The organism is Kineococcus gypseus, from assembly GCF_050871305.1.
Classification (GTDB): Bacteria; Actinomycetota; Actinomycetes; order Actinomycetales; family Kineococcaceae; genus Kineococcus; species Kineococcus gypseus.
In genome coordinates this window covers 16762-40817 of record NZ_JBJLRD010000016.1, presented here as the reverse complement: position 1 = coordinate 40817, position 24056 = coordinate 16762, and the positions used below count along the sequence as shown (strand labels likewise).

The 24056-nt window shown below is 77.7% G+C and carries 20 protein-coding genes; 9 read left to right on the top strand and 11 right to left on the bottom strand.

Going from position 1 to position 24056, the window contains the following annotated elements:
* The first annotated feature begins 58 nt into the window (after positions 1-58).
* Together ACRYMN_RS08255 and ACRYMN_RS08250 are read left to right on the top strand one after the other, a co-directional pair.
* Positions 59-1048 carry a carbohydrate ABC transporter permease gene (locus tag ACRYMN_RS08255; RefSeq protein ID WP_432493869.1) on the top strand — a complete coding sequence of 330 codons (990 nt, stop codon included), beginning with the start codon at positions 59-61 and terminating at the stop codon, positions 1046-1048.
* Entirely contained in the window at positions 1045-1974 is a 930-nt protein-coding gene (locus ACRYMN_RS08250; RefSeq protein ID WP_432493867.1) for a carbohydrate ABC transporter permease, read from the top strand. Before ACRYMN_RS08255 ends, ACRYMN_RS08250 begins: the two co-directional genes overlap by 4 nt.
* 40 nt (positions 1975-2014) lie before the next feature.
* Here ACRYMN_RS08250 and ACRYMN_RS08245 read toward each other — a convergent pair whose 3' ends face one another.
* From ACRYMN_RS08245 to ACRYMN_RS08235, 3 genes are read right to left on the bottom strand one after another with little or no spacing between them, the layout of a single operon-like run.
* Positions 2015-2506 carry a DUF421 domain-containing protein gene (locus ACRYMN_RS08245; RefSeq protein ID WP_432493865.1) on the bottom strand — a complete coding sequence of 164 codons (492 nt, stop codon included), beginning with the start codon at positions 2504-2506 and terminating at the stop codon, positions 2015-2017.
* 28 nt (positions 2507-2534) lie between these two features.
* Positions 2535-3068, bottom strand: a complete 534-nt coding sequence (locus ACRYMN_RS08240) for a hypothetical protein (RefSeq protein ID WP_432493863.1) — start codon at positions 3066-3068, stop codon at positions 2535-2537.
* Positions 3065-4978 carry a SpoIIE family protein phosphatase gene (locus ACRYMN_RS08235; RefSeq protein ID WP_432493861.1) on the bottom strand — a complete coding sequence of 638 codons (1914 nt, stop codon included), beginning with the start codon at positions 4976-4978 and terminating at the stop codon, positions 3065-3067. Before ACRYMN_RS08235 ends, ACRYMN_RS08240 begins: the two co-directional genes overlap by 4 nt.
* Before the next feature lie 143 nt (positions 4979-5121).
* Here ACRYMN_RS08235 and ddaH point away from each other — a divergent pair, with 143 nt between their 5' ends.
* Complete coding sequence (ddaH, locus tag ACRYMN_RS08230; RefSeq protein WP_432493859.1) at positions 5122-5970, top strand: dimethylargininase; 849 nt, start codon at positions 5122-5124, stop codon at positions 5968-5970.
* Between the two features lie 6 nt (positions 5971-5976).
* Here the strand turns inward: ddaH and ligA are convergent, their stop codons facing one another.
* A complete protein-coding gene (gene ligA, locus ACRYMN_RS08225; protein ID WP_432493857.1) occupies positions 5977-8166 on the bottom strand; it encodes an NAD-dependent DNA ligase LigA in 2190 nt (729 codons plus the stop codon).
* A gap of 127 nt (positions 8167-8293) precedes the next feature.
* Between ligA and ACRYMN_RS08220 the strand changes: the two genes are divergently transcribed.
* The gene (locus ACRYMN_RS08220; RefSeq protein ID WP_432493855.1) at positions 8294-9526 is read left to right on the top strand and encodes an esterase-like activity of phytase family protein; all 1233 of its coding nucleotides are present in this window, start codon (positions 8294-8296) and stop codon (positions 9524-9526) included.
* Between the two features lie 45 nt (positions 9527-9571).
* On the opposite strand, the gene ACRYMN_RS08215 is transcribed toward ACRYMN_RS08220, so the two are convergent.
* Together ACRYMN_RS08215 and ACRYMN_RS08210 are read right to left on the bottom strand one after the other, a co-directional pair.
* Positions 9572-10234, bottom strand: a complete 663-nt coding sequence (locus tag ACRYMN_RS08215; protein ID WP_432493853.1) for a GNAT family N-acetyltransferase — start codon at positions 10232-10234, stop codon at positions 9572-9574.
* Positions 10227-11294: a uroporphyrinogen decarboxylase/cobalamine-independent methonine synthase family protein gene (locus tag ACRYMN_RS08210; protein ID WP_432493851.1), complete on the bottom strand. Its 1068-nt coding sequence runs from the start codon at positions 11292-11294 to the stop codon at positions 10227-10229. The genes ACRYMN_RS08215 and ACRYMN_RS08210 overlap by 8 nt, the downstream gene beginning before the upstream one ends.
* A gap of 164 nt (positions 11295-11458) precedes the next feature.
* Here ACRYMN_RS08210 and ACRYMN_RS08205 point away from each other — a divergent pair, with 164 nt between their 5' ends.
* From ACRYMN_RS08205 to ACRYMN_RS08195, 3 genes are read left to right on the top strand one after another with little or no spacing between them, the layout of a single operon-like run.
* A complete protein-coding gene (locus ACRYMN_RS08205; RefSeq protein ID WP_432493849.1) occupies positions 11459-12781 on the top strand; it encodes a DUF445 domain-containing protein in 1323 nt (440 codons plus the stop codon).
* Between the two features lie 59 nt (positions 12782-12840).
* The gene (locus ACRYMN_RS08200; protein ID WP_432493847.1) at positions 12841-13896 is read left to right on the top strand and encodes a glutathione S-transferase family protein; all 1056 of its coding nucleotides are present in this window, start codon (positions 12841-12843) and stop codon (positions 13894-13896) included.
* Positions 13897-13930: 34 nt separating this feature from the next.
* Complete coding sequence (locus ACRYMN_RS08195; protein ID WP_432493845.1) at positions 13931-14521, top strand: hypothetical protein; 591 nt, start codon at positions 13931-13933, stop codon at positions 14519-14521.
* 44 nt (positions 14522-14565) lie between these two features.
* Here ACRYMN_RS08195 and ACRYMN_RS08190 read toward each other — a convergent pair whose 3' ends face one another.
* The 5 genes from ACRYMN_RS08190 to ACRYMN_RS08170 form a co-directional block, all read right to left on the bottom strand.
* Positions 14566-16788, bottom strand: coding sequence for a DUF2201 family putative metallopeptidase (locus ACRYMN_RS08190; protein WP_432493843.1), 2223 nt, complete (start codon positions 16786-16788; stop codon positions 14566-14568).
* Positions 16785-17921 carry an AAA family ATPase gene (locus ACRYMN_RS08185; RefSeq protein WP_432493841.1) on the bottom strand — a complete coding sequence of 379 codons (1137 nt, stop codon included), beginning with the start codon at positions 17919-17921 and terminating at the stop codon, positions 16785-16787. The genes ACRYMN_RS08190 and ACRYMN_RS08185 overlap by 4 nt, the downstream gene beginning before the upstream one ends.
* The gene (locus tag ACRYMN_RS08180) at positions 17918-18565 is read right to left on the bottom strand and encodes a hypothetical protein (protein WP_432493839.1); all 648 of its coding nucleotides are present in this window, start codon (positions 18563-18565) and stop codon (positions 17918-17920) included. Before ACRYMN_RS08180 ends, ACRYMN_RS08185 begins: the two co-directional genes overlap by 4 nt.
* Positions 18566-18629: 64 nt before the next feature.
* Positions 18630-19751 (bottom strand): tRNA 2-thiouridine(34) synthase MnmA, encoded by a 1122-nt coding sequence (mnmA, locus tag ACRYMN_RS08175; RefSeq protein ID WP_432493837.1) that lies wholly within the window; start codon positions 19749-19751, stop codon positions 18630-18632.
* Positions 19751-20995, bottom strand: coding sequence for a cysteine desulfurase family protein (locus ACRYMN_RS08170; protein WP_432493835.1), 1245 nt, complete (start codon positions 20993-20995; stop codon positions 19751-19753). The genes mnmA and ACRYMN_RS08170 overlap by 1 nt, the downstream gene beginning before the upstream one ends.
* Positions 20996-21074: 79 nt before the next feature.
* On the opposite strand from ACRYMN_RS08170, the gene glgX reads away from it, so the two are divergent.
* Both glgX and ACRYMN_RS08160 read left to right on the top strand, forming a co-directional pair.
* The gene (glgX, locus tag ACRYMN_RS08165) at positions 21075-23270 is read left to right on the top strand and encodes a glycogen debranching protein GlgX (protein ID WP_432493833.1); all 2196 of its coding nucleotides are present in this window, start codon (positions 21075-21077) and stop codon (positions 23268-23270) included.
* Positions 23267-24037, top strand: a complete 771-nt coding sequence (locus ACRYMN_RS08160; protein WP_432493831.1) for an alpha/beta fold hydrolase — start codon at positions 23267-23269, stop codon at positions 24035-24037. Before glgX ends, ACRYMN_RS08160 begins: the two co-directional genes overlap by 4 nt.
* The last annotated feature ends 19 nt before the right edge of the window (positions 24038-24056 follow it).

The window sequence follows — 24056 nt, the reverse complement described above, 5'->3', positions numbered from 1 at the left end:
GGTGCCCGGCCCCCGCCCCCTCCCCCGCCACGCCCCCACCTCGACGAGGAGGTCCCCGGTGGACTGGCTGCTCGACGCCGACAGCACCGCCCACAAGCTCGCCCTCATGCTCTTCGCCGTCGTCGCCTTCGCGGCGGTGATGGCGCTCATCCTCTTCGCCGTCGACCGCCCCAAGCGGGTCCCCACCTGGGTCGTGGTCGCCGGCTTCGTCGGACCGGCCCTGCTGCTCGTGGGCGTCGGCCTGGTCTACCCCGCCCTGAACACGCTGTGGCTGTCGCTGAGGTCGCCCGACGGCGCGAGCTTCGTGCGGCTGGACAACTACCGGCAGGTCTTCACCACCGACGGCCTGCAGCTGGTGCTGCGCAACACCGTGCTGTGGGTGGTGCTGGTGCCGCTGGTCTCCACCGCCTTCGGCCTGGTCTACGCCTACCTGGTCGACCGCACCCGGTTCGAGGCGCTGGCCAAGGCGCTCATCTTTCTGCCCATGGCGATCTCGGGCGTCGCGGCCGGCCTGATCTGGCGCTTCGTGTACGAGTACCGCCCCGACCAGCCGGGCATCGAGCAGATCGGCCTGCTCAACCAGCTCCTCGTGTGGCTGGGCCTGGAGCCGTACCAGTTCCTGCTCACCTCGCCGTGGAACACGCTGTTCATCATCGTCGTCATGGTCTGGATCAACGCCGGCTTCGCGATGACGGTGCTGTCGGCCTCCATCAAGGCGATCTCCGACGACATCGTCGAGGCGGCCCGCCTCGACGGCGCCAGCGCCTTCCAGATGTTCCGCTCGGTGACCGTGCCCAGCATCCGGCCGGCGCTGGTCGTGGTGCTGACCACCGTCGCCATCGGCACGCTGAAGGTCTTCGACCTCGTCTACGTCATGACGGGCGGGCAGTTCGGCACGGCGGTGGTGGCCAGCGAGTTCTACTCGCAGGCCTTCCGGCAGTTCAACGAGGGCCTCGGCGCCTCGCTGGCCGTCCTGCTCTTCGTCCTCGTCGTCCCGATCATCGTCTACAACGTGCGGCAGCTGCGCATGGCGGAGGAGGTCCGGTGAGCGGGCAGACCGACACCACGCGGACCGTCACGACGGGCACCGCGCAGGTCGAGCCGGCCCCGCGCCGGCTGACGCGCGCGGAGAAGCGGGCGGTGGCCGCCAAGAACCGCCTCAGCTCGCCGGCCGCCTCCGTCATCGCGCTGCTCATCGCCGTGCTGTGGACGATCCCCACCCTGGGGCTGTTCGTGACCAGCCTGCGGGTGCAGAACGACATCCAGGCCGACGGCTGGTGGAACGCCTTCACCAGGCCGCTGTTCACCGGCTACAACTACACCTCGGCGCTGGACACCGGGCTCGGCGAGAGCTTCGTCAACACCTTCGTCATCACGATCCCGGCCGTGCTCATCCCCATCACCCTGGCGCTGCTGGCGGCCTACGCCTTCGCGTGGATCCCCTTCCGGGGCCGCGAGGTCCTCTTCGTGACCGTCTTCGCGCTGCAGGTGGTCCCCCTGCAGGTCACCCTCATCCCGCTGCTGCGGCTGTACGTGGACGTCGGCATCGCGGGGTCCTTCTGGACGGTGTGGCTCTCGCACACGATGTTCGGCCTGCCGCTGGCGATCTTCCTGCTGCACAACTTCATGAAGGACGTGCCCGCCTCGCTGGTGGAGGCCGCGCGCATGGACGGCGCCGGGCACGTGACGATCTTCTTCCGGGTGCTGCTGCCGCTGCTCGTCCCGGCGATCGCGGCGTTCGCGGTGTTCCAGTTCCTGTGGGTGTGGAACGACCTGCTCGTGGCCCTGACGTTCGCCGGCGGCGGCGCGACGCCGCTGACGTCGGCGATCGCCGACCTGGCCGGCACCCGCGGCAACGCGTGGTTCCTGCTGGCGCCGGGCGCCTTCATCGCCATGGCCGTGCCGGTGGCGGTGTTCCTGGGCCTGCAGCGCTTCTTCGTGCGCGGGCTGCTGGCCGGCTCCGTCAAGGGCTGAGGACCGCGGTCCCGGGCCCGCCGGCCGAGCGGCGCGCCGCTCAGCCGACGGGCCCGGCGTCCCGCGCGGCACCGTCCTCCCCGCCGTCGTCGTCGAGGGCGGAGAAGAACGACACGTCGCCGTCGGTCTCCAGCACCGCCAGCTCGACCCCGGACAGGCGGCGGATGCCCTGCTGGCGGGCGCTGGCCAGCAGGTCGTCCAGCGACATGCGCTCCTCGCTCAGGACCGCGAGGTCCGGCTCGCCGTCGCGCACGACGACGACGGGACGGCCGTGGACCACCGGCCGCGAGCGCGGGAAGCGCACCTGGACCCACGACAGGGCCAGCGTGAGGAGCGTGAAGGTGCCGATGGTGAGCACCACGGAGGTCAGCGAGAAGTCCTGCTGCGTGACCGCCTGCTGCGCCAGGTCGCCCATGGCGGTGTAGAGGATGAGCTGGAAGGCGCTCAGCTCGCCCAGCGAGGAGCGGCCCGTGAGGCGGGTGATGCCCCACAGGAAGAAGAACACCAGGACGGCGCGGACGACGATCTCCACGGCGGACCTCCTTCACGGGGTGGGCGGGTCACGGCGCGAGCCAGGTGGAGAACGGGACCTCCACCGCGCGGCGGCCGTCGACGACGATCGCGACGCGCCCGTCGCGGCCGAGCTGGCTGCCCGGCTGCAGGTACCCGTCGAAGGTGAGCTCGAAGACGTCGCCCGGCGGCGGGTCGAAGGTCAGCAGGTACCACTCGCCGTCGGCGGTCTCGCTCGCGGCGGCCGGCACCCAGCCCTGCTGCTCCCACACGTCGAAGTAGTCGGCCGTGACGGCCACGACGACGGAGTCGCCGAAACCGCGCTCGGCGCGCACGCGCAGCTGCCAGGGGGCGTCCAGCCCGGCGCGCGCGGTGCGCGGGTACGTCAGCCGCAGCTCGTAGCCGCCGCCGGAGGCGGTGGCCGTGGCGCTGCGCACCCCGAACAGCCCGGCCGCCCCGGCGAGCACCACGGCGAGCAGGACGACCACCGCGGCGCGGCGCACGAGCAGCACCGCGCGCGAGCGCGCCCGGCTCGCCACCCGCAGCGTCGAGCCGGGCGGCGGCGGTGCCGGCGCCGCGCTCACCGCCGCCCCCGCGGTGCCGGGCGGTCCTCGGGGTGGGCCCGCAGCGCCACCACGGCCACGTCGTCGCCCGGCTCGGGCACGGCGCGCTCGAGCAGGGCGTCGACGAACTCCTCCAGCGGCAGGTGCACCAGCTCCGCGGCCGCCCGCGCCAGCCGCTCCAGGCCGGTGTCGAGGACCTCGTCGCGCCGCTCGACGAGCCCGTCGGTGTACAGCAGGACCGTCGCGCCCGGCACCAGCGGCTCGGCGTGGTCGCCACGCTCGGCCTCGGGGGCCAGGCCCAGCAGGACGTCGGCGGGGGCGTGCAGGAACCGCGGCGCGCGGCCGGGTTCGAGCAGCAGCGGCGGGGGGTGCCCGGCGTTGGTCCAGCGCAGCGTGCGCAGCCCCGCGACCCGCTCCGCCGGGGTCTGCTCCACGCGCGCGAGGACGGCGGTGGCCAGGGTCGTCACCCCCAGCTGCTGCAGGGCCCGGTCGAAGGTGCTCATGACCTTCCCCGGCGAGCCGGTCACGGCCTGGGCGACACCGCGCAGCACCCCGCGCAACTGCCCCATCTCAGCGGCCGCCGCCCTGTCGTGGCCGGTGACGTCGCCGATGACGAGGGTGGTCGAGCCGTCGCGGGTGAGGAAGGCGTCGTACCAGTCCCCGCCCACCTGCGCCTCCTGCGCCGCGGGCAGGTAGCGCACCGCCAGGCGCAGGTGGTCCGGCTGCGGCGGCTCGGTCAGCAGCGAGCGCTGCAGGGTCTCGGCCAGGGAGCGCGCCGCGCGCGCCCGGCGTCGCTCCTCGGCCAGCCGCCGCACCCGCTCCAGGGCCTGGGCGCACTGGGCGGCGAAGGCCCGCAGCAGCCGCACCTCCTCCTCCTCCAGCGCCTGCGGCACCGCCCAGCCGACGGCCAGCGAGCCGAGCAGGGCGCCCCCGCCGGTGGACAGCGGCAGGGCCGCCCACGCCGGCAGGCCCTGCGCACGGGGCAGCGGGACGGCGGCGGCGTGCTCGCACCCCTCGGGCAGCAGCACCGTGCGCCCGCGCGCGGCGGCGGCGACGGGCACGTCGGCGCCCAGGGGCAGGCGGGCCGAGGGCGGCTCGTCCCGCGCCGCGCCCGCCGCGGACCCGCCCGCCGCGGACCCGCCCGCCGCGGGGTCCTCCGCCGCGCTCTCCTCCGCCAGGAACGTCAGGTGCAGCTCGTCCTCGTCGCGCAGCGCCACCACGACGACGTCGGCGCCGGTGGCGGCGCGGGCGTGCCGCCCCAGCCGGCGCAGCAGGTCCGGCAGGTCCTGGGCCGCGGCCAGCCCGGAGGCGGCCTCGGCCAGGCCCTCCAGGCGCCGGGCGGTGCGCCGCTCGCGCTCGCCGGAGCGGCGCAGCTGCGCGTTGAGCTCCTCCAGCTCGCGGGTGCGCTCGAACAGGTCGGACTCCACCTGCTGCACGCGCTCGGACCACTGGCGCCCCTCGGCCACCGCCCGCCGGGCCGCCTCGCGGTCGCGGACGTAGTCGGTGATGTCGTCGGAGCGGTGCAGCAGCAGCACCACCTCGCCGTCGTCGTCGAGCAGCGGCACGTTGCGCGGGCTCCAGAAGCGCTCCTCGAAACCGCCCCCGGGCACGGGGATGTCGTACTTCTGCAGCGCCATCGTCTGCGGGCGCCGGCTCTCGCGCGTCAGCTCCAGCGAGGCGCGCAGGTTGCGCAGGCCGTCGGCGCCGGGGTCGTCGGGGTTCACGGGGAAGACCTCGAACAGGTGCCGGCCCACCTGCTCCTCCAGCACGGTGGCGGTGGCCTCCAGCCGGGCGCGGTTGGCGTGCACGATGACGAGGTCCGGCGTCAGCAGCAGCAGCGGCGCCGGGGTCTCGTCGAAGACCCGCCGGTAGTCCGGCGCGGGCAGGGGCGCGAGCCGCCCACCACCCGGTGCCCCGTCCTGGCCGACCACCACTGCGCCCCTCCCGTCCCGGGGCCCGGCTGCCCGACCCACCACCCGATCACCGATGGGCTCCCGGCGCCACCCCGGCGCGGGTCGCACGGGTCGCACGGGTCGCCGCGCCGCCGCCGGTCCCGGCTCGTACGGTCGAGCGCGTGACGACGACCTCCCCCGCGCGGCGCACCGAGCGCCTCGCGCGCCGGCTGCACCTGCTGATGTGCCGCCCCGAGCACTTCACCGTCTCCTACGAAATCAACCCGTGGATGGACGCGGCCACGCCCGTGGACCCCGCCCGCGCGCTGGCGCAGTGGGAGCGGCTGCGCGCCGAGCTGCAGCGGCTGGGCCACGAGGTGGACGTGGTGCCGGCCGTGCCCGGCCTGCCCGACATGGTCTACGCCGCCAACGGCGCGCTGGTCGCGGCGCAGGGCTCGGTGGGGGTGCGCTTCGCCCACCCCGAGCGCGGCGGGGAGGCCGAGGCGTACGCGCGCTGGCTGGAGGAGCACGGCCTGGGACCGGTGCACCGCCCCGCGCACGTCAACGAGGGCGAGGGCGACCTGCTCGTCGTGGGCGAGCACCTGCTGGGCGGGTACGGGTTCCGCACCGAGCCCGCCGCGCACCGCGAGGTCGAGGAGGTGCTGGGCCGGCCGGTGACGTCGCTGCGGCTGGTGGACCCGCGCTTCTACCACCTGGACACCGCCCTGACCGTGCTGGACGACGACCCCGCGCACCCGGACGTGGCGTACTTCCCCGGCGCCTTCGACGAGGCCTCGCGGCAGGTGCTGCAGGAGCTGTTCCCGCAGGCGCTGCGCACCGACGAGGACACCGCGCGGGTGCTGGGCATGAACGCCGTCAGCGACGGGCGCCACGTCGTGCTCTCCCCGCGCGCGCAGCGCTACGCGCAGCAGCTCGAACAGCGCGGGTACGTGCCCGTGCCCGTGGACCTCTCGGAGCTGCTGCGCGGCGGTGGCGGCGCGAAGTGCTGCGTGCTCGTGCTGCGCCGCTGAACCGGCTCAGCCCGCCGACGCGCCCCCCGCGACCCCCGCGCCGTCCGGGTCGTGCGCGCCGTCCGGGTCCTGCGCGCCGTCCGCGCCGTCCGCGTCCTCGGGGGCGTCCTCGGCGACCGCCTCGGGGCCGCCGTCCAGCAGCGCGCGGAAACCGTCCTCGTCGAGGACGCGCACGCCCAGCTGCTCGGCCTTGTCCGCCTTGGAGCCGGGCGCGTCGCCGACGACGACGAAGCTCGTCTTCTTCGACACGCTGGCGCTGGCCTTCCCGCCGCGGGCCAGGACCGCCTCCTTGGCCTCGTCGCGGGTGAACCCCGACAGCGACCCGGTGACGACGACGGTCAGGCCCTCCAGCGTGCGCGGGGTGGACTCGTCGCGCTCGTCCTCCATGCGCACGCCGGCGCGGCGCCACTTGTCGACCACGGCGCGGTGCCAGTCCACCTCCAGCCACTCGCGCACCGCCTCGGCGATGGTGGGCCCGACGCCCTCGGTGGCGGCGAGCTCCTCCAGCGAGGCGGCCTCGATCGCCTCGAACGAGCCGAACCGGCCCGCCAGGGCCCGCGCGGCGGTGGGACCGACGTGCCGGACGGACAGCCCCACCAGCACCCGCCACAACGGCTGCGACTTCGCCGCCTCCAGGTTCGCCAGCAGCCGGCGCCCGTTGGCCGACAGGGTGCCGTTCTTGTTCGTGAACAGCGGCACCCGCAGCAGGTCCTCCTCGGTGAGGTCGAACAGGTCGCCCTCGTCGGTGACCACGCCCGCCTGCGGCAGCGCGGTGGCCGCCTCGTAGCCCAGCGCCTCGACGTCGAAGGAACCCCGGCCGGCGACGTGGAAGATGCGCTCGCGCACCTGGGCGGGGCAGCTGCGCGCGTTGGGGCAGCGGATGTCGACGTCGTCGGCGCGCTCGCGGCGCAGCGCCGTGCCGCACTCGGGGCACTCGGTGGGGAAGACGAACTCGCGCTCGTCGCCGGTGCGCAGGTCCACCACGGGGCCCACGACCTCGGGGATGACGTCGCCGGCCTTGCGCACCACGACGGTGTCGCCGATGAGCACGCCCTTGCGCTTGACCTCGTCGGCGTTGTGCAGCGTGGACAGCTGCACGGTGGACCCGGCGACCTTGACGGGTTCGAGGAACGCGAACGGGGTGACGCGGCCGGTGCGCCCGACGTTGACGCGGATGTCGTGCAGCTTCGTGGTCACCTCCTCCGGCGGGTACTTGAAGGCGATGGCCCAGCGCGGCGCGCGCGAGGTGGCGCCCAGGCGCCGCTGCAGCGGCACCTGGTCGACCTTGACGACGACGCCGTCGATCTCGTGCTCCACGTCGTGGCGGTGCTCGCCGTAGTAGCGCACGTACTCGGCGACCTCGGGCAGGGTGTCGACGACCTTCGCCCGCGGGGACGTCGGCAGCCCCCAGGAGGCGAGCCTGGCGTACGCCTCGGACTGGGTGGCGTTCTCCATGCCGCGGCGCGCGCCGATGCCGTGCACGAGCAGGCGCAGGGGGCGCGAGGCGGTCACGCGCGGGTCCTTCTGCCGCAGCGAGCCGGCCGCGGCGTTGCGCGGGTTGGCGAACGGCGGCTTGCCGGCGTCCATGACGCGGGCGTTGAGCTCCTCGAACGCCGCGACGTGGAAGAAGACCTCCCCGCGCACCTCCAGGAACTCCGGCAGATCCTCGCCCGCGAGGCGCTGCGGGACGTCGGAGATCGTGCGCACGTTCAGGGTGACGTCCTCGCCGGTGCGCCCGTCGCCGCGGGTGACGCCGCGCACGAGGTTCCCGTCCTCGTACACCAGGTCGACGGCCAGGCCGTCGATCTTCGGCTCGCACAGGTACCGCGCGCCGGCACCGACCTCCTTCTCCACCCGCGCCGCCCAGGCGGCGAGCTCGTCGGTGGAGAAGGCGTTGTCCAGGCTGAGCATCCGCTCGGGGTGGTCCACCGCGGTGAACTCGGTGGAGAACGTCCCGCCGACCGTCTGCGTCGGGGAGTCCGGGGTGCGCAGCGCCGGGTGCTCGTCCTCCAGCGCGCGCAGCTCGCGCTCCAGCCCGTCGTACTCCGCGTCGCTCAGCGGCGAGGCGTCGCGTACGTAGTAGGCGAAGCGGGCCGCCTCGATCCGCTGGACCAGCTCCTCCCAGCGGTGCCGCGCGGCGGCGGGCACGTCCGCCCCCGGCAGGTCCCCGGCGGTGCTCTCGGCGCTCTGGCTCACGGGCCCATCCTGCCGCGCGGCCCCGACACGCGCCGGGCGAGGGTCACCGCCCGGGTGCGCAGCGTTCACCCCGCGTCCGCCCGGCGGCCCACCGGCGGTGCGGGCCGCTGCCCTAGCGTCGCCGCCCGTGACCCCCCGACCGCGCCGCTCCACCGCCCTCGCCCTCGCCGGCGCCACGCTCGCCGGCGCCACCGCCGCCGCCGTCCTGGCCGTCCCGGCCGAGGCCGGCCGCGACCGCTGGGACCGCGACACCCCCGCCCAGTCCGCCCGCCTGCTCGAGCGCCACGTCCTGCCCGCCGCCACGTTCGGCGAGCGCGTGCCCAGCGGGACGCTCATCGCCAGCGCCAACGGCGTGGCGGTGCCCTTCGAGGCCCAGCCCGTCCAGGGCTTCTCCGGCAACCTCGTGCAGCCCGACGGCACCTGGCTGGTGCTCTCGGACAACGGCTACGGCGCGAAGGCCAACAGCGCCGACTTCCTGCTGGCCGTGCACCGGCTGCGCCCGGCCGAGGACGGCTCCGTGGCGGTCGTGCCCGGCGGCTTCACCCTCTCCGACCCCGACGGGCGGGTGCCGTGGCCGCTGACGCGCGCCGACCGCCGCCTGACCGGCGCCGACTTCGACCCCGAGTCCTTCCGCCGCGCCCCCGACGGCACGTTCTGGTTCGGCGAGGAGTTCGGGCCCTACCTGCTGCACACCGACGCCTCCGGCCGCCTGCTCGAGGCGCCGGTGCCGCTGCCGGGCGTGGCCTCCCCGGACAACCCCACCCTGGGCGACGCCGAGCCGAACCTGGCCGGCAGCAAGGGCTTCGAGGGCATGGCGATCTCGCGCGACGGTCGCTACCTGTTCCCGATGCTCGAGGGCCCGGTGGCCGGCGACGACCCGCAGGACCTGCGCGTGCTGCGCTACGACACCCAGCAGCACCGCTACCGCGGCCAGGCGTTCACCTACCGCCTGGAGTCGCCGAGGAACGCCATCGGCGACTTCACCCGCGTCGACGACCACCGCTACCTCGTGCTCGAGCGCGACAACGGCCAGGGCCCCACCGCGGTGTTCAAGGCGGTGTTCCTCCTGGACACCAGCCGCACCGACGCGGCCGGGCACCCGCTGAAGACGCAGCTGGTCAACCTCATGGCGGTGCCCGACCCGGACGGCGTCGCCGCCGAGCTCAGCGCCGCCTCCGGCTACGTCACGTTCCCGTTCCAGACGATCGAGAGCGTCGACGTCGCCGGTGAGCACTCGATCGTCGTGGGCAACGACAACAACTTCCCGTTCTCCGCCGGCCGCACCCCCGGGGTGCCCGACGACGACGAGTTCCTCACCATCGAGGTGCAGGCCGACCTGCGCCCCTCGCGCGGGCGCTGAGGCCGCGCGAGCGTCCCCGGCCGCCGGCGCGGCGGCCGGGGACGCTCACGCGCCGGGCGCGGCGGAGGACGCGGCGCCGGGCGCGGCGCCGGTCGCCCGGCGCAGCACCACGAACTCGAGGTCGTCGCGGCGCGGGACGCCGAAGCGCTCGTCGCCGTGCGGGAACGGCCGGCGCTCCCCCGTGGGCGTGAAGCCGCGCCGCGCGTACCAGGCGAGCAGGTCGGTGCGCTGGGCGATCACGGTCATCTCGATCGCGCCCGAGCCCCAGCGGCGCACCGCCTCGGCGTCGGCGTGCGCCAGCAGCAGCCCGCCGACGCCGGCGCCCTGCAGCAGCGGGCGCACCGCGAACATCCCGAAGTAGGCCGCCCGACCCGCCGGGCGCAGCTCGCAGCAGCCCAGCAGCCGCGCACCCGAGGGGTCACCGGCGAGGTCACCGGCGGGCCCACCGGTGGGCTGCCCCGCGGGCCGCTCGGCCAGCAGGAGCACCGCGTCGGGGTCCTGCACGATCGCGGCGACCCCCGCCGCGTCGGTGCGCCGGCCGTCCAGCAGGTCCGCCTCGGTGGTCCACCCGGCGCGGCTGGACTCCCCGCGGTAGGCGGACTCCACCAGCTCAACCACCGCGGGCACGTCCTGGAGGACCGCCTCGCGGAACACCGGGCCCGCACCGCCGGCGCCGCCCGCGCCGCCCGCGCCGCCCCGCTCAGTCACCGGAGGCCTCCGCCAGCGCCGCGGCCGCCTCGCGCAGCCGGCCCAGCACGGGGCGCAGCGCCGCCGGGGGCAGCTGCTGCAGCGAGCCGGCGGGGGTGAGCACCACGTCGGCCAGCCCCTGCGCCGGCAGGCCCACGCGCCGCCACGGCACGCGCACCGCGTCGACGAGCGCGGCCACGGCCGGCGGCGCGGCCGCCGCCGGCAGGGCACCGGCCCACAGGCGCAGGCCGTCCTCGACGGTGGCCGCCAGCGACTCCCAGGCGTGCGCGCCCAGCGCGGTGACGTCGAGCGCGACGCCGTCCGCGCCGGCCTCGCGCACCAGCGCCAGCGGCGCCTCCTCCGGGGCCAGGCGCACCACCGCCGCCGCGCCGGCGGCGCGCACCGCGTCCAGCACGGCGCGCAGACCGGCGCGCACCTCGGCGCGGTCCACCGCGCGCAGGGTGCCGTAGCCGGACTGCGTGGGCAGCCGCCCGGCGAGCACCGCCTGCAGGGAGGGCTCCTCCAGGTGCACCACGGGCCGGGCGCCGGGCACCAGGCGGCGCACGTCGGCGACGTGGGCGGCCGCGCCCTCGGCCAGGGAGTCGACCACGTCGCGGCGCGCGCCCGGGTCGGAGGCGCTGCGCTCGCCGCGGTGCAGCTCGACGGCGGCGGCCAGCGACCACGGGCCCAGCAGGCTCAGCGCGAGCGGGCCGCGCCAGCCCTCGGCGGCCTCGGCGAGCTCGTCGAGGTCCGCGCGCAGGTGGGCGGCGGCGCGCTGGGCGTCGCGGCCGGGGGCGTCGGTGAAGCGCCACCCCGACGGCTGCAGGTCCACCGGCAGGTCCACCAGCAGCGCGGCGGTGCGGCCCACCGGGTCGGCGCCGGGCCCGCGCCCGGGCAGCTGCGGCAGGTGGGGCACGTGGGGGAGCTCGCCGAGCTCGCCGAAGACGGTGCGCGCCGCCTCCCGCGGGTCCTGCCCCGGCAGGGCCACGGGGGCGGCCGCGGCACCGGGCGCGAGGGTGCCGTCGTCGGGCGGGGAGGGGGCGGGGGGCTCGGGCGGGTCGCCGGCGACCGGGTCTGGCACGTCGACGCACGCTACCCGCGCGCACGCCGCGACGAACGTCGGACCCGGGGCCAGCCGCAGGGCCCTCGACGCCGGCGGGCCCGGCGCGGGGGGATGGGGGCGCCGCCCCGAGGGCCGGGCCGGCGCGCGGGGCGGGGGGCCGGGACGTGGGCGAGGATGGCGCGGTGAGCAGCACGACGCGCCCCGCCCCGCCGAGCCCGCCGAGCCCGCCGGGCCCGCCCGCCGCGGCCCCGCGCCTGGCCACGCCCGGCGACCGGGCCGGTGACGCCGAGCGCCGCCGCGGGCTGCGGCGGATGCGGGTGGTGGCCACGAGCCTGCTCGCGGTGGCCGCGCTGGTGTACGCCGCCACGCTCGGGCGCACCGGTGCGTGGGGGTTCGTCAACGCCGGCGCCGAGGCCGCGATGGTCGGCGCGGTGGCCGACTGGTTCGCCGTCACGGCGCTCTTCCGGCACCCGCTGCGGCTGCCGGTGCCGCACACCGCGCTCATCCCGCGGCGCAAGGAGGCCCTGGGCAAGAGCCTGGAGCAGTTCGTCGCGGAGAACTTCCTGGCCGAGGACGTGGTGCGCGACAAGGTCGCGCGCGCCGGGGTGCCGGCGCGGGTGGGCGCGTGGCTGCACGGGCGCGGCGGGGCCGAGCGGGTCGTCGACGAGGCCGCCACCGTGCTCACCGGCGCGCTGGGCGTCCTGCGCGACGAGGAGGTCACCGGCGTGCTGGACCAGGTGGTCGTGCGCCGCCTGGCGGCCGAGCCGTGGAGCCCGGTGCTGGGCCGGCTGCTGGGCGAGGTGGTGCGCGACGGCACCCACCACCCGGTGGTCGACCTCACGCTCGCCGAGGCGCAGCGCTGGCTGCGCGCCAACGAGGCGACGGTGCGCCGCCTGGTGGAGGAGCGCGCCCCGCTGTGGGCGCCGGACTGGCTCAACGAGCGCCTGGGCAAGCGGGTGCACACCGAGGCGCAGCGCTGGGTGGACGACGTGGCCGCCGACCGCGAGCACCCCGGGCGCAAGGCGATCGACGACCTGCTGGCCCGCTACGCCGACGCCCTGCAGCACGACGCGGCCACCCGCGCGAAGGCCGACGAGTTCCAGCGGCGGCTGCTGGGCTCCCCCGGCCTGGCCGACACCCTGGCCGGGTTGTGGACCAGCGTGCGCGGCTACCTCAACGACGCGCTGGCCGACCCGTCCTCCTCGCTGCGCACCCGCAGCCGCGAGGCGCTGGTGGACCTGGGCCACCGCCTGGTGGACGACGCCGCGTTCGCCGCGCGCGTGGAGCGGCACCTGACCGACGCGGCCGGGCACGTGGTGCGCCGCTTCGCCCCGGAGCTGGCCACGGTCATCTCCGAGACGGTCGCGCGCTGGGACGGCGACGACGCCGCCGAGCGCATCGAGCTGTTCGTCGGGCGCGACCTGCAGTTCATCCGCATCAACGGCACCGTCGTCGGCGCCCTGGTGGGCGTGCTCATCCACGCCGTGACGGTGCTGGTGTCCTGAGCGGCGGCACCGGGCGGTGCCGCCGGGCGGCGGTGCGGGCCGCGGGATACCGTCGGGGCATGGCCGAGGCGAGCACGACGACCGACGGCGGCACCGGCGCGAGCGGGTACGTCAACCCCGGCGGTTCCTTCGAGCGCGACCAGAACTACATCACCACCCGCATCACCGCCGACGGCCGCGACGGGTACCCGGTCGAGGCCGGCCGGTACCGCCTCGTGGTCGCGCGCGCGTGCCCGTGGGCGAACCGGGCCACCATCGTGCGCCGCCTGCTGGGCCTGGAGCCGGTGCTCTCGCAGGGCATCTGCGGGCCCACCCACGACGAGCGCAGCTGGACGTTCGACCTCGACCCCGGCGGGCGCGACCCGGTGCTGGGCATCGAGCGGCTGCAGGAGGCGTACTTCGCGCGCTTCCCCGACTACCCGCGCGGCATCACGGTGCCGGCGATCGTGGAGGTCGCCACCGGTCAGGTGGTCACCAACGACTTCGCGCAGATGACGCTGGACCTGTCCACCGAGTGGCGCGAGCACCACCGCGAGGGCGCCCCGGACCTGTACCCCGAGCACCTGCGCGACGAGATCCACGAGGTGAACGAGGGCGTCTTCCGCGACGTGAACAACGGCGTGTACCGCGCCGGGTTCGCCGGCAGCCAGAAGGCGTACGAGCGCGCCTACGACCGCCTCTTCGCGCGCCTGGACGCGCTCTCCGAGCGCCTGGAGCGCCAGCGCTTCCTGGTGGGCGACACCATCACCGAGGCCGACGTGCGGCTGTTCACCACGCTGGCGCGCTTCGACGCCGTCTACCACGGGCACTTCAAGTGCAACCGGCACAAGCTCACCGAGATGCCGGTGCTGTGGGCGTACTTCCGCGACCTGTTCCAGACCCCGGGGTTCGGCGACACCACCGACCTGGTGCACATCAAGGCGCACTACTACCAGGTGCACCGCGACATCAACCCCACCGGCGTCACGCCGAAGGGGCCGGACACCGCGAACTGGTGGGAACCGCACCACCGCGAGCAGCTGGGCGGGCGCCCCTTCGGCGACGGCACCCCGCCGGGACCGCCGGTGCCCGACGAGGTCGTGCCCGCCGACCACGCCCCGCCGCGACCCGCCTGAGGGCGGCGCCGGCGCCGGGTGCGATGCTCGGCCGGTGCCCAGGTGGGACCCGGTCCAGGAGCAGGGGACGCGGCAGCAGCGGCGGATCGCCGCCGCCGGCGCGCCCGAACCGCCCACCGCGGGGGTGGACGGCTTCGAGCGCTACCCGCGCTACTACACCAAGCGCCGGCGCGGGCAGGTCGTCGACGTGGACGACTCCTTCGAGGTGCTCGTGCGCTCCGGGCGCGGCGGCTGGGCGGCCGGCACGACGGTCACGGCCACGCACCGCGCGCCGGACGGGCGCGCGGTCGTCGTCGGGCCGGCGGCCTCCGGCGCCCGGTGCGCCTCGAGCCGCTGGGTGGCGCAGGTGCCCGGCGGCCCGGTCGCCGAGGTCGTCGCCGCGCTGCGCACGCTGCGCGCCTTCGGCGCCGGGCTCGCCCCGGGCGTGCAGCGCGGCGCGGTGCCCGGCTCGGGGGCCGAGCGCTCGCAGGAGGCGTGGCTGGAGGGCACGGCCCGGGACGGCATGGACGGCTTCCGGGTGGAGTGCGCGCAGCCGCGCGGGCACGGGGGCCCGTGCTCGGCGAGCGCCCAGCTCGGCGAGCTCACCTGGCGCTGGGACCCGCGCGAGGAGGCCGTGCTCGACTGAGGACCCGGCCCAGCTCGGCCCGGTCGGACGAGGCGCCGGGAGCCTCAGCCGCGCCCGGGGTCGTCGCGGGGCACCACGAGGGTGCGCACCCACGCCGGCACCCCCTCGCGCTCGCCGTCGAGCAGCAGCACCACGTGGGTGGCGCCGGGGTTCTGCGGCGGCGGCTCCTCGGGCCAGGGGGTGTCGCCGTCGGTGGCGGTGACGACGAGGTCCACCGGCGGGCGCAGCGCCGCGGCCGCGGCCAGGCCCGCGCGCAGGTCGGTGCCGCCGCCGCCGGTGAGCACGAGGTCCTCCACGCCGCGCACCGTGCGGGCCGGCCCCGCGGCCGCGTCGCAGGCGATCACCTGCAGCGTGCCGCCGCTGGTGCGGCGCAGCAGCGCGCGCACCTCGGCCTGCACGCGCGCGAGCATCGCCGGGGTGACCGAGGCGGAGGTGTCCACGACCAGCGCCGCGCGCGGCGGCCGCGGGCGGCGCAGCGCGGGCAGCACCACCCCCGGCGCCGCGGCGCTGCGCCGCGAGGGGCGCGCGTAGGTGTGGTCGCGCAGCCCGGCGACGGAGGCGGCGACCCGGCGGGTCACGCTGAGCAGCTCGCGGCGCCAGTCGACCACCGGCTCCAGCACGCCCTCGGCCCAGCGCTGCCAGCCGCCGGGCACCCCGCCGCGGCTGCGGGCGTGCTCGAGGACCTCGTGTGCGCTCTGCCGCCGGATCAGCTCCGCGCGCCCGGCGTCCACGCTGCCGTCGTCGCGCCCGGCGGCGTCGCGCCCGCTGCCGTCGCCCTCCCAGGGGCGCAGCGGGCCGCCGGCGCCGGAGCCGCAGTCGTCGTGCCCGGCGGGCGCGGCCGCACCGGGCCCGGCCGCGGCGGCGCCCGCCCCGCCGACCGTCAGCGTCGCGGCCGCCCGCTCCCCCGCGGTGCTCACCACCAGCAGGTAGCGCCCCTCGGGCAGCGCGCGGGTGACCTCCAGGTGCAGCGCGCCGCGCCCGGCCGGGCGCGGCGCCCCGGTCGCCCCGGCCACCGCGCGCCCGGCCGCGTCGAGCACCTCGACGGTGCTGGTGGCGTCCAGGCGCACGTCCTCGCCGACGGCGGCCAGCGGCGCGGGCACCGCGTGCCCGGCGGGCAGCCGGTCCGGGCTGAGCTCCAGGTGCGGCAGGCCCACCGGCAGCGGTGCGCGCACGACCTCCCCGTCGGTGCTCACCCGCACCACCAGGGTGCCCTCCGGCAGCGGACCGGTCTGCAGGACCAGGTGCGTGGCGCTGACGTGCTCGACGGCGGTGACGACGTCCAGCACCGCGCCGGCGGCGTCGAGCACCTCGACGACCGAGGCCGCGGTGAACGCGGTGCCGCGGCCCACCGCCACGACGCGCTCGCGCGGGCCGCGGTTGCGGCGCAGGTGGTCCGGGCGCAGCGTCAGCGCCGGGGCGGTCACGGTGAGGGTGGCGCGCGCGGTGGTGCCCGCGCACGTCAGCTCCACGGCGTGCTCGCCGGCCGGCAGCGGCTCCAGCAGGTCGAACGAGGCGGTGCGCGCGTCGTGCACCGCCACCGGCCCGGTCCCCGCGCCACCACCCCCACCGGCGGCGCCGTGCGCGGGGCGCACGACGACGGAGGCGGGGCCGGTGAGGAACGGCTCGCGGGCGCTGGCCAGGACCCGCGCGGGCACGCCGTGGTCGTCGCGCAGCGTCGCCGGCAGCAGCAGCAGCAGCGACGGCGAGGCCGCCGCCAGGCGCCGCCCCTCGGGCCCGGCGACGAGCAGCCGGTAGACCTGCTCGGCGGTCATCCCGGCGGCGGCGCCGGGCACGCGCTCGGGGTACCAGGCCTTGACGGCGGGCAGGCGCACCCCGGCCGCGCGCAGGTCGTCGTTGATGGTGCAGTCGCCGGCGCGGTTGAACAGCGGGTGGCGCTCGCGCGGCTCGTCCAGGGCCTCGAAGCGCTCGTGGTGCGCGCGCAGGACGTGGCCGACCTCGTGCAGCCACACGCCCACGACCTCGGCCACGTCCAGGGTCAGGACGAACTCGGGGTGGTAGTGCAGGCGCCAGCGCACGTCGATGCCGGCGGTGGGCACCGCGCGGTTCGGCACCGGCGTGACCGCGTACAGCGCGGTGCCGAGGTAGGGCATGAGCTCGCCGGCGCGGGCGCGCCCGGCGGCCAGGCGCAGCGCGGCGCGCTCCTCCAGCCCCGCCCCGGCACCGCTCGGAGCGCCCCCCGCCCCCGCGGTGCCCGCGGCCGGGCGCCGCGCGGGCGTGCGGCGCGGGTCCGCGCGTCGGGCGCTCACGCGTCGCGGGTGAGCAGGCCGAGCTCGGTCAGGATCGGGCCGAGGGAGGCGACGACCTCCGGCGGGGGCATGGCGCCCTCGGGGCGCTCGCGGGCCCAGCGGCGCCCGTGCGAGAAGGCGATGTCGGCGCTGCCGGCGTCGGCGATGCGGGCCAGCACGCGCCCGCAGGCCGCCCAGCGCTCGGCGGTGGGGTGCGCGGCGGTCGCCGCCCACACCGAGGACGCCACCGCGTAGGTGCGGTCGGTGCGGCGCGGGTCGACCTCCCACGAGCCCGGGTCGCGCAGCAGCTCCTCGGGGTCGGGCAGGTCCATCTCGCGCAGGTGGGCGAGGAACTCCCCCGCGGCGGCCACCCCGACCGTGCCGGCCAGCAGCAGGGTCAGCACGGTGCTGTTGGCGCCCGCGGCCACGGCGTGCCCGTGCAGGCGCGCGGCCATCTCCCACGAGCGCGGCGTGGGGAAGGCGCGGCCGGCGTCGGCGGAGGAGCCGGGCACCCGGGTGACCAGCTCGGGCCGCGAGCCGAGGAAGACCCCCACCAGCGCCGTGGTGCGCGCCACCTGGGCGGCGACCTCGGCCGCGTCGACGCGCGGGACCGCCACCGGCGGCCAGCCCGTGGTGAAGCCCTCGCGCACCGTCGCCGCGTCCAGGCTCCACGTCAGGTGCAGGAAGCGGTTGGCCACGGGCGGGGCCAGGTCCCAGCCGTCGGCGGCGACGTCCGGGGGGTTGGCGGCGGCGACGGTGCGCACCTGCTCGGGCAGGCGCAGGTCGCCGACCACGCCCTCCAGGATGGGGCGCAGCAGCGCGGCCTGGGTGGCCGGCGGCGCGGTGGAGACCTCGTCGTAGAACTGCACGCCGGCGCGCCCGTCGCGCTCGACCGCGTCGCGCAGCCGCACCGCCCACGACGGCGGGGCCAGCGAGGCGGTGCCCGAGGCGGTGTCCACCACGGGCAGGCCGGCGAAGTCGCTGGGCTCGCGGATGGAGGCGATCACGGTCTCCAGGTGCGCGCCCATGCCCTCGGCGAGCTCGCGCACCACCGAGGACTTCCCCTGCCCGGGCGGGCCCCACAGGACCACCGGGACGTTCGCCAGCAGGGCGATGCCCAGCGCGTCGCAGGTGTCGGTGTGCTGCTGGCTCACGCGCTCGTCCTCCAGGGGGTGTGCGGGGTGCGGGGTGCGGGCGCCCCGCCGGCGCGGGACCCGCCGCCCAGGGCGGCCAGGAGGGCGACGCCCTCGGGGGTCAGCGAACCGGCGGCGTGCGCCGCGGCGATCTCGCCGGCGCCCAGCCCGGCGCCGGCGGCCGCCAGCACCAGGCGCAGGCCCGGGGGCGTGCCCGGCGGGTGGGCGTCGAGGAAGGGGCGCAGCGCGGCGTGCCGCTCGGCCAGGGCGAGCACCTCGTGCGGGTCCAGCGCGACGCGGTGCCCGCTGAGGACCCGGTGCGCGCGCAGCCGCGAGGCCGGGTCGGTGAGCACGACCGGGGCGCCGTCCAGGCGGGTCAGGCGCACGGTGGTGCCCAGCGCGGCGACCTCGGCGCCGTGCCCCACGGCGGGCAGCACGAGGTGGCGGTGCAGCGTCAGGAGCACCTCGGGCCAGTCGAAGGGCGGCTGCTCGGGACCCGGCGCCGGGGCGGAGGCCGCGCGGCTGCGCGTGAGGGTGGCCGGGCGCGCCGGCGGCCCGGCGGGCCGGCGCTCGCGCCAGGCGCGGTGCACCGGGGCGGGCAGGCCGCCGTGGGGCAGCGGGCGCACGGGCGGGTCGGCGACGAGGTCGAGGGCGTCGAGGACCACGCGCTCGGGCGGCGGGCCCGGGCGGGGGCTGCGGTGGCGTCGGCGGGCGGGCAACGGCCGGGGCTCAGGCCCGTGCCGGCGACGCCGCGGGCGCCGTCACCGGGGACGCGGCGGGGGACGTCGCGGAGACGGTCGCCGAGCCCAGCACGCGGGTGCCGTCGTAGAAGGCCACCGTCTGCCCCGGCGCCACCCCGCTGAGCGGGTCGCGCAGCGCCACCCGCACCTGCCCGCCGTCGGCCTCGACCACGGCCGGCACGGCCGCGCCGTGGGCGCGCACCTGCACGTGCACCGGCACCGGGCCCGCGGGGGCCGGGGCGCTCCAGACGGGGTCCACCGCGCGCAGCGCGCCGACCGCCAGCCGCTCGGCGGGCCCGACGGTGACGGTGCGGCGCACCGGCTCGATGGAGAGCACGTAGCGCGGCCGGCCGTCGGGGGCCGGGCGGGTCAGGCCCAGGCCCTTGCGCTGCCCGACGGTGAAGCCGTAGGTGCCGGTGTGGGTGCCCAGCACCGCGCCGTCGGCGTCGACGACCTCGCCGGGCTCCTCCCCGAGGCGCTCGGCGAGGAAGCCGCGGGTGTCGCCGTCGGGGATGAAGCAGATGTCGTGGCTGTCGGGCTTGCGCGCCACCGGCAGCCCGCGCGCCTCGGCCTCGGCGCGCACCCGCGCCTTGGTGGGCGCGTCGCCCAGGGGGAACATCGCGTGGGCGACCTGGTCGGCGTCCAGGACGGCGAGGACGTAGGACTGGTCCTTGGCGGCGTCCGCGGCGCGGTGCAGCTGCGCGCCGCCGGGGCCGGGCACGACGCGCGCGTAGTGCCCGGTGCACACCGCGTCGAAGCCGAGCGCGACGCCCTTGTCGAGCAGGGCGGCGAACTTGATGCGCTCGTTGCAGCGCACGCACGGGTTGGGGGTGCGCCCGGCGGCGTACTCGGCGACGAAGTCCTCCACGACCTCCTCCAGGAAGGACTCCGAGAGGTCCCACACGTAGAAGGGGATGCCCAGCAGGTCCGCGGCGCGGCGCGCGTCGAGGGCGTCCTCGACCGTGCAGCAGCCGCGCGAGCCGGTGCGCAGCACCCCGGGGGCGCGGTTGAGGGCCATGTGCACGCCCACGACGTCGTGACCGGCGTCGACCGCGCGCGCGGCGGCCACCGCGGAGTCCACCCCGCCGCTCATCGCGGCCAGCACGCGCATCAGGAGGCCCCCGCCGCGGCGGCGGTGGAGACCACCGAGCGGCGCCGGCGCGCGCGCGAGGTGCGCGCGGAGGCCGAGGCCCGCCGCGCGCGCTCGACGGCCGGGCCCGCGGCGGTGAGCGCGGCGTCGACGTCGGCGGCCGTGGAGCTCCAGCCCAGGGAGAAGCGCAGCGCCCCGGCGGCCTCGCGCTCGTCCAGGCCCATCGCCAGCAGCACGTGGCTGGGGCGCGGCACGCCGGCCTGGCAGGCGGAGCCGGTGGAGCACTCCACCCCGGCGGCGTCCAGCAGGTACAGCAGGGAGTCGCCCTCGCAGCCGGCGACGGTCACGTGCGCGTTGCCGGGCAGGCGGTGGGCGGCGTCCAGCACGGGGTCCCCGCGCAGCTGCACGCCGGGCACCGCCTCGAGCAGCCCGGCCACCAGGCGGTCGCGCAGCGCCGCGGTGCGCAGCGCCTCCCCCGGCGCGGCGGCCAGCGCCGCGCCCAGGGCGGCGGCGGTGGCGCGCGCGGCGGGGGCGTCCAGGGTGCCCGAGCGCACGCCCAGCTCCTGGCCGCCGCCGTGCAGCAGGGGCACCAGAGGCGTGCCGCGGCGCAGCAGCAGCGCACCGGCGCCGACCGGGCCGCCGAACTTGTGCGCCGACAGCGACAGCGCGTCGGCGCCGCTGGCGGCGAAGTCGACCGGCAGGTGCCCCGCGGCCTGCACGGCGTCGGTGTGCAGCGGCACCCCGGCGGCGTGCGCCAGCTCGGCGGCGGCCGCGACCGGCTGCACCGTGCCCACCTCGTTGTTGGCCCACATCAGCGACACCAGCGCCACCTCGTCGCCGCCGTCGGCCAGCTCCTCGCGCAGGGCGTCGAGGTCGGCGCGCCCGAGGGCGTCCACGGGCAGCAGCCGCACGTCGGCGCCCTCGTGCTCGCCGAGCCACTGCGCGCAGTCGAGCACCGCGTGGTGCTCGGCGGCGCCCACCAGGACGCGGCGCCGGCGCGGGTCGGCGTCGCGGCGCGCCCAGTACAGGCCCTTCAGGGCCAGGTTGTCGGCCTCGGTGCCGCCGGAGGTCCACACCACCTCGCCCGGGCGCGCGCCCAGGGCCGCGGCCAGCGCCTCGCGGGACTCCTCCACCGCGGCGCGCGTGCGGCGGCCGCTGGAGTGCAGGGAGGAGGGGTTGCCGGTCAGGGCGCCGGCCTCGGCGAGGGCCAGGCGCGCCTCGGGCCGCAGGGGGGTCGTCGAGGCGTGGTCGAGGTACGCCGTCACGTCCCCAGTGTAGGAGCGCACCGGCGGCGCGCCCGCCGTGCGCGCGGCGCCCCGGCGGGGGCTCGGGCAGACTGCGGCGGTGCCTGCCCCGACCCCGCGCCGCGACGCACCGACCCCCCCGACCGCCCAGGGCTCCCCGCGCCGGAGCTCCCCGCACCCGCTGGGCGTCACCCTGCGCCCCGAGGCCGAGGGGGGCGGGGCGGACGTCGCGGTGCTGGCGGCCCACGCCGACGGCGTGGAGGTGTGCGTCTTCGGCGACGACGGCCGCGAGGTGCGCACGGCGCTGCCGGAGGTGGAGCTGGGCGTGTGGCACGGGCACGTGCCGCACCTGCGCGAGGGCTCGCGCTACGGGCTGCGCGCGCACGGGCGCTGGGACCCCGAGCGCGGCCTGCGCCACAACCCCGCCAAGCTGCTGCTGGACCCCTGCGCGCGCGGCGTGGAGGGCGGGGTGGACCTCGTGCCGGAGGTGTTCGGCCACGCCGTCGGCGCGGACCTGCGCGGCGACCTCGCGGTGCGCGACGAGCGCGACAGCGCCCCGCACGTGCCGCGCTCGGTGGCGCTGGGGCCGCTGCCGCAGGAGCTGCGGGTGCGCCCGGGCGAGCAGCCGCGCACGCCGTGGTCGCGCACCGTGGTCTACGAGGCGCACGTGAAGGGCCTGACGCAGCGCCACCCGGACCTGCCCGCGGAGCTGCGCGGCACCTACGCGGCGCTGGGGCACCCGGCGGTGCTGGAGCACCTGACGTCGCTGGGCGTCACCGCGCTGGAGCTGCTGCCGGTGCACGCGAGCACCTCCGAGGTGCACCTGCGCCGGCGCGGGCTGGTCAACCACTGGGGCTACAACACCCTGGCCTTCAACGCCCCGCACCCGGCCTACGCCACCGCCGCGGCGCGCGCGGCCGGGGCCGGCGCGGTGCGCGAGGAGTTCCGCCGGGCGGTGTCCGCGCTGCACGACGCCGGGATCGAGGTGCTCCTCGACGTCGTCTACAACCACACGTGCGAGGAGGGCCCGGACGGCCCGCACCTGTCGCTGCGCGGCCTGGACGACGCCACGTACTACCTGCGCGACGCCGGCGGGCGCCCCCTCGACGTCACCGGCTGCGGCAACTCCCTCGACTTCGGCGAGCGCCGCGTCGTGCAGTTCGCGCTGGACTCGCTGCGGCACTGGGTGAGCGAGTACGGCGTCGACGGGTTCCGCTACGACCTGATGACCACCCTGGCGCGCGGGCGGGAGGGTTTCACCCCCGACCACCCGCTGCTGGTGGCGCTGACCGGCGACCCGGTGCTGGCGCCGGTCAAGCACGTCGCCGAGCCGTGGGACGTCGGCCCGTTCGGCTGGCGCACCGGGCAGTACCCGCCGCCGGTGCACGAGTGGAACGACCGCTTCCGCGACGGGGTGCGCCGGTTCTGGCTGACCGACGCGCGCGAGGTGGCGCTGGGCCACGCCCTGCCGGACGCGGCCGGGCGCGGGCTGCGCGAGTTCGCCACGCGCTTCGCCGGCTCGGCGGACACCTTCGACGTCACGCGCGGGCGCCTGACGAGCGTGAACTTCGTGACCGCCCACGACGGGTTCACGCTGGCCGACCTCGTCGCGCACGACCGCAAGCACAACGAGGCCAACGGGGAGGGCAACCGCGACGGCAGCGACTCCGACACCAGCTGGAACCACGGCGTGGAGGGGCCCACCGACGACCCCTCGGTGCTGGCCGCGCGCCGGCGCAGCACCCGCAACCTGCTGGCGACGCTGCTGCTGTCCTCGGGCGTGCCGATGATCACCGCCGGGGACGAGCTGGGCCGCTCGCAGGGCGGCAACAACAACGCCTACTGCCAGGACAACGAGATCTCCTGGGTGGACTGGGACCTGGCGGACTGGCAGCGCGAGCTGCTGGCCGACACCCGCGAGCTGGTGGCGCTGCGCGCGCGCTACCCGGTGCTGGGCGAGGCGGGGGTGCGCCGCGGGCACCCCGTGCGCGAGCAGCGCGACGACCTGCTGTGGTTCGCCGAGGACGGCGGGGACATGACGGTGGAGCGCTGGCACGACCCCGGCCGGCGGATCCTGCAGGTGCTCGTGGACGGGCGCGACCGCGGCCTGGCCTCGGTGCTCGTGGTCGTCAACGCCGGCGCGCGCCAGCGCGACGTGGTGCTGCCGCGCGTGGAGGGCCTGCCGCGCTTCCACCCGCGCTGGAGCAGCACCGCGGACCGGCGCCGGCGCGCGGCCCCGGCCGGCGCGGCGCTGCGCGCGGCGGCGTGGTCGGTGCGGGTGCTGACCAGCGCGTGAGGCCCGCGCCGGGCGCCGGGGCCGGCCCGGGGGTGGTGGCCGGCCCGGGGGTGGTCCTGCTGCCGGGGGTGGGCTGCTGCGCCTGGCAGCTGGCCGGGCAGGCCGCCGCGCTGAGCGCGGCGGGGCGGCGCGGGGAGCTCCTGGACCTGCCCGGGCACGGCGGCGAGGCGCCGGTGGAGGGCACCGCGACGCTGGAGGCGGTCGCGGAGCGGGTGGGCGGGCGGGTGGCGGCCCTGGCCGCGGGCGGCCCGGTGGACGTGGTGGGCCACTCCACCGGCGGCGTGGTGGGCCTGCTGGTGGCGGTGCGCCGCCCCGGGCTGGTGCGCCGGCTGGTGCTGCTGGACTCCAACGTGCCCGTCGCGCCGCGCGAGCTGGCGGCCAAGCGGGCGCGCGCGGCGGCGGTGCGCGCCGACGGCTGGCACGAGGTGCTGGTCTCCTCGATGCGCGCGGCGTGGGGCCCGCGCGCCCCGCGGCTGCGCGAGCGGGTCGTGGCCGAGCTCGCGGCCGCCCCGGAGGCGGCGGTGCGCGCGCTGTGGGCGGACGTGCTCGAGCTGGACCCGCGCCCGCTGCTGCGCGCGGCGCCGGTGCCGCTGCTGCACGTGCGCAGCACCCGGGACGTGGACGCGGCGGGGCTGCGCGCCCTGAACCCGCTGGCCTCGGCCGCGGACCTGCGCCCGCTGCGGGCCGGGCACTGGCCGCACCTGGTGGAGCCGGGGGCCGTCGCCGCGGTGCTGGTGCCCTTCCTCGGCGGTGGGCCCGGCGCGTGAGCACTGCCGCCGGGACACC

Excerpts from the sequence above, each read along its gene's own strand:
- ACRYMN_RS08200 (WP_432493847.1), top strand. The coding sequence starts at position 12,841 with ATGGCCGAGGCGAGCACGACGACCGACGGCGGCACCGGCGCGAGCGGG.
- mnmA (WP_432493837.1), bottom strand. The coding sequence starts at position 19,751 with ATGCGCGTGCTGGCCGCGATGAGCGGCGGGGTGGACTCCGCGGTGGCC.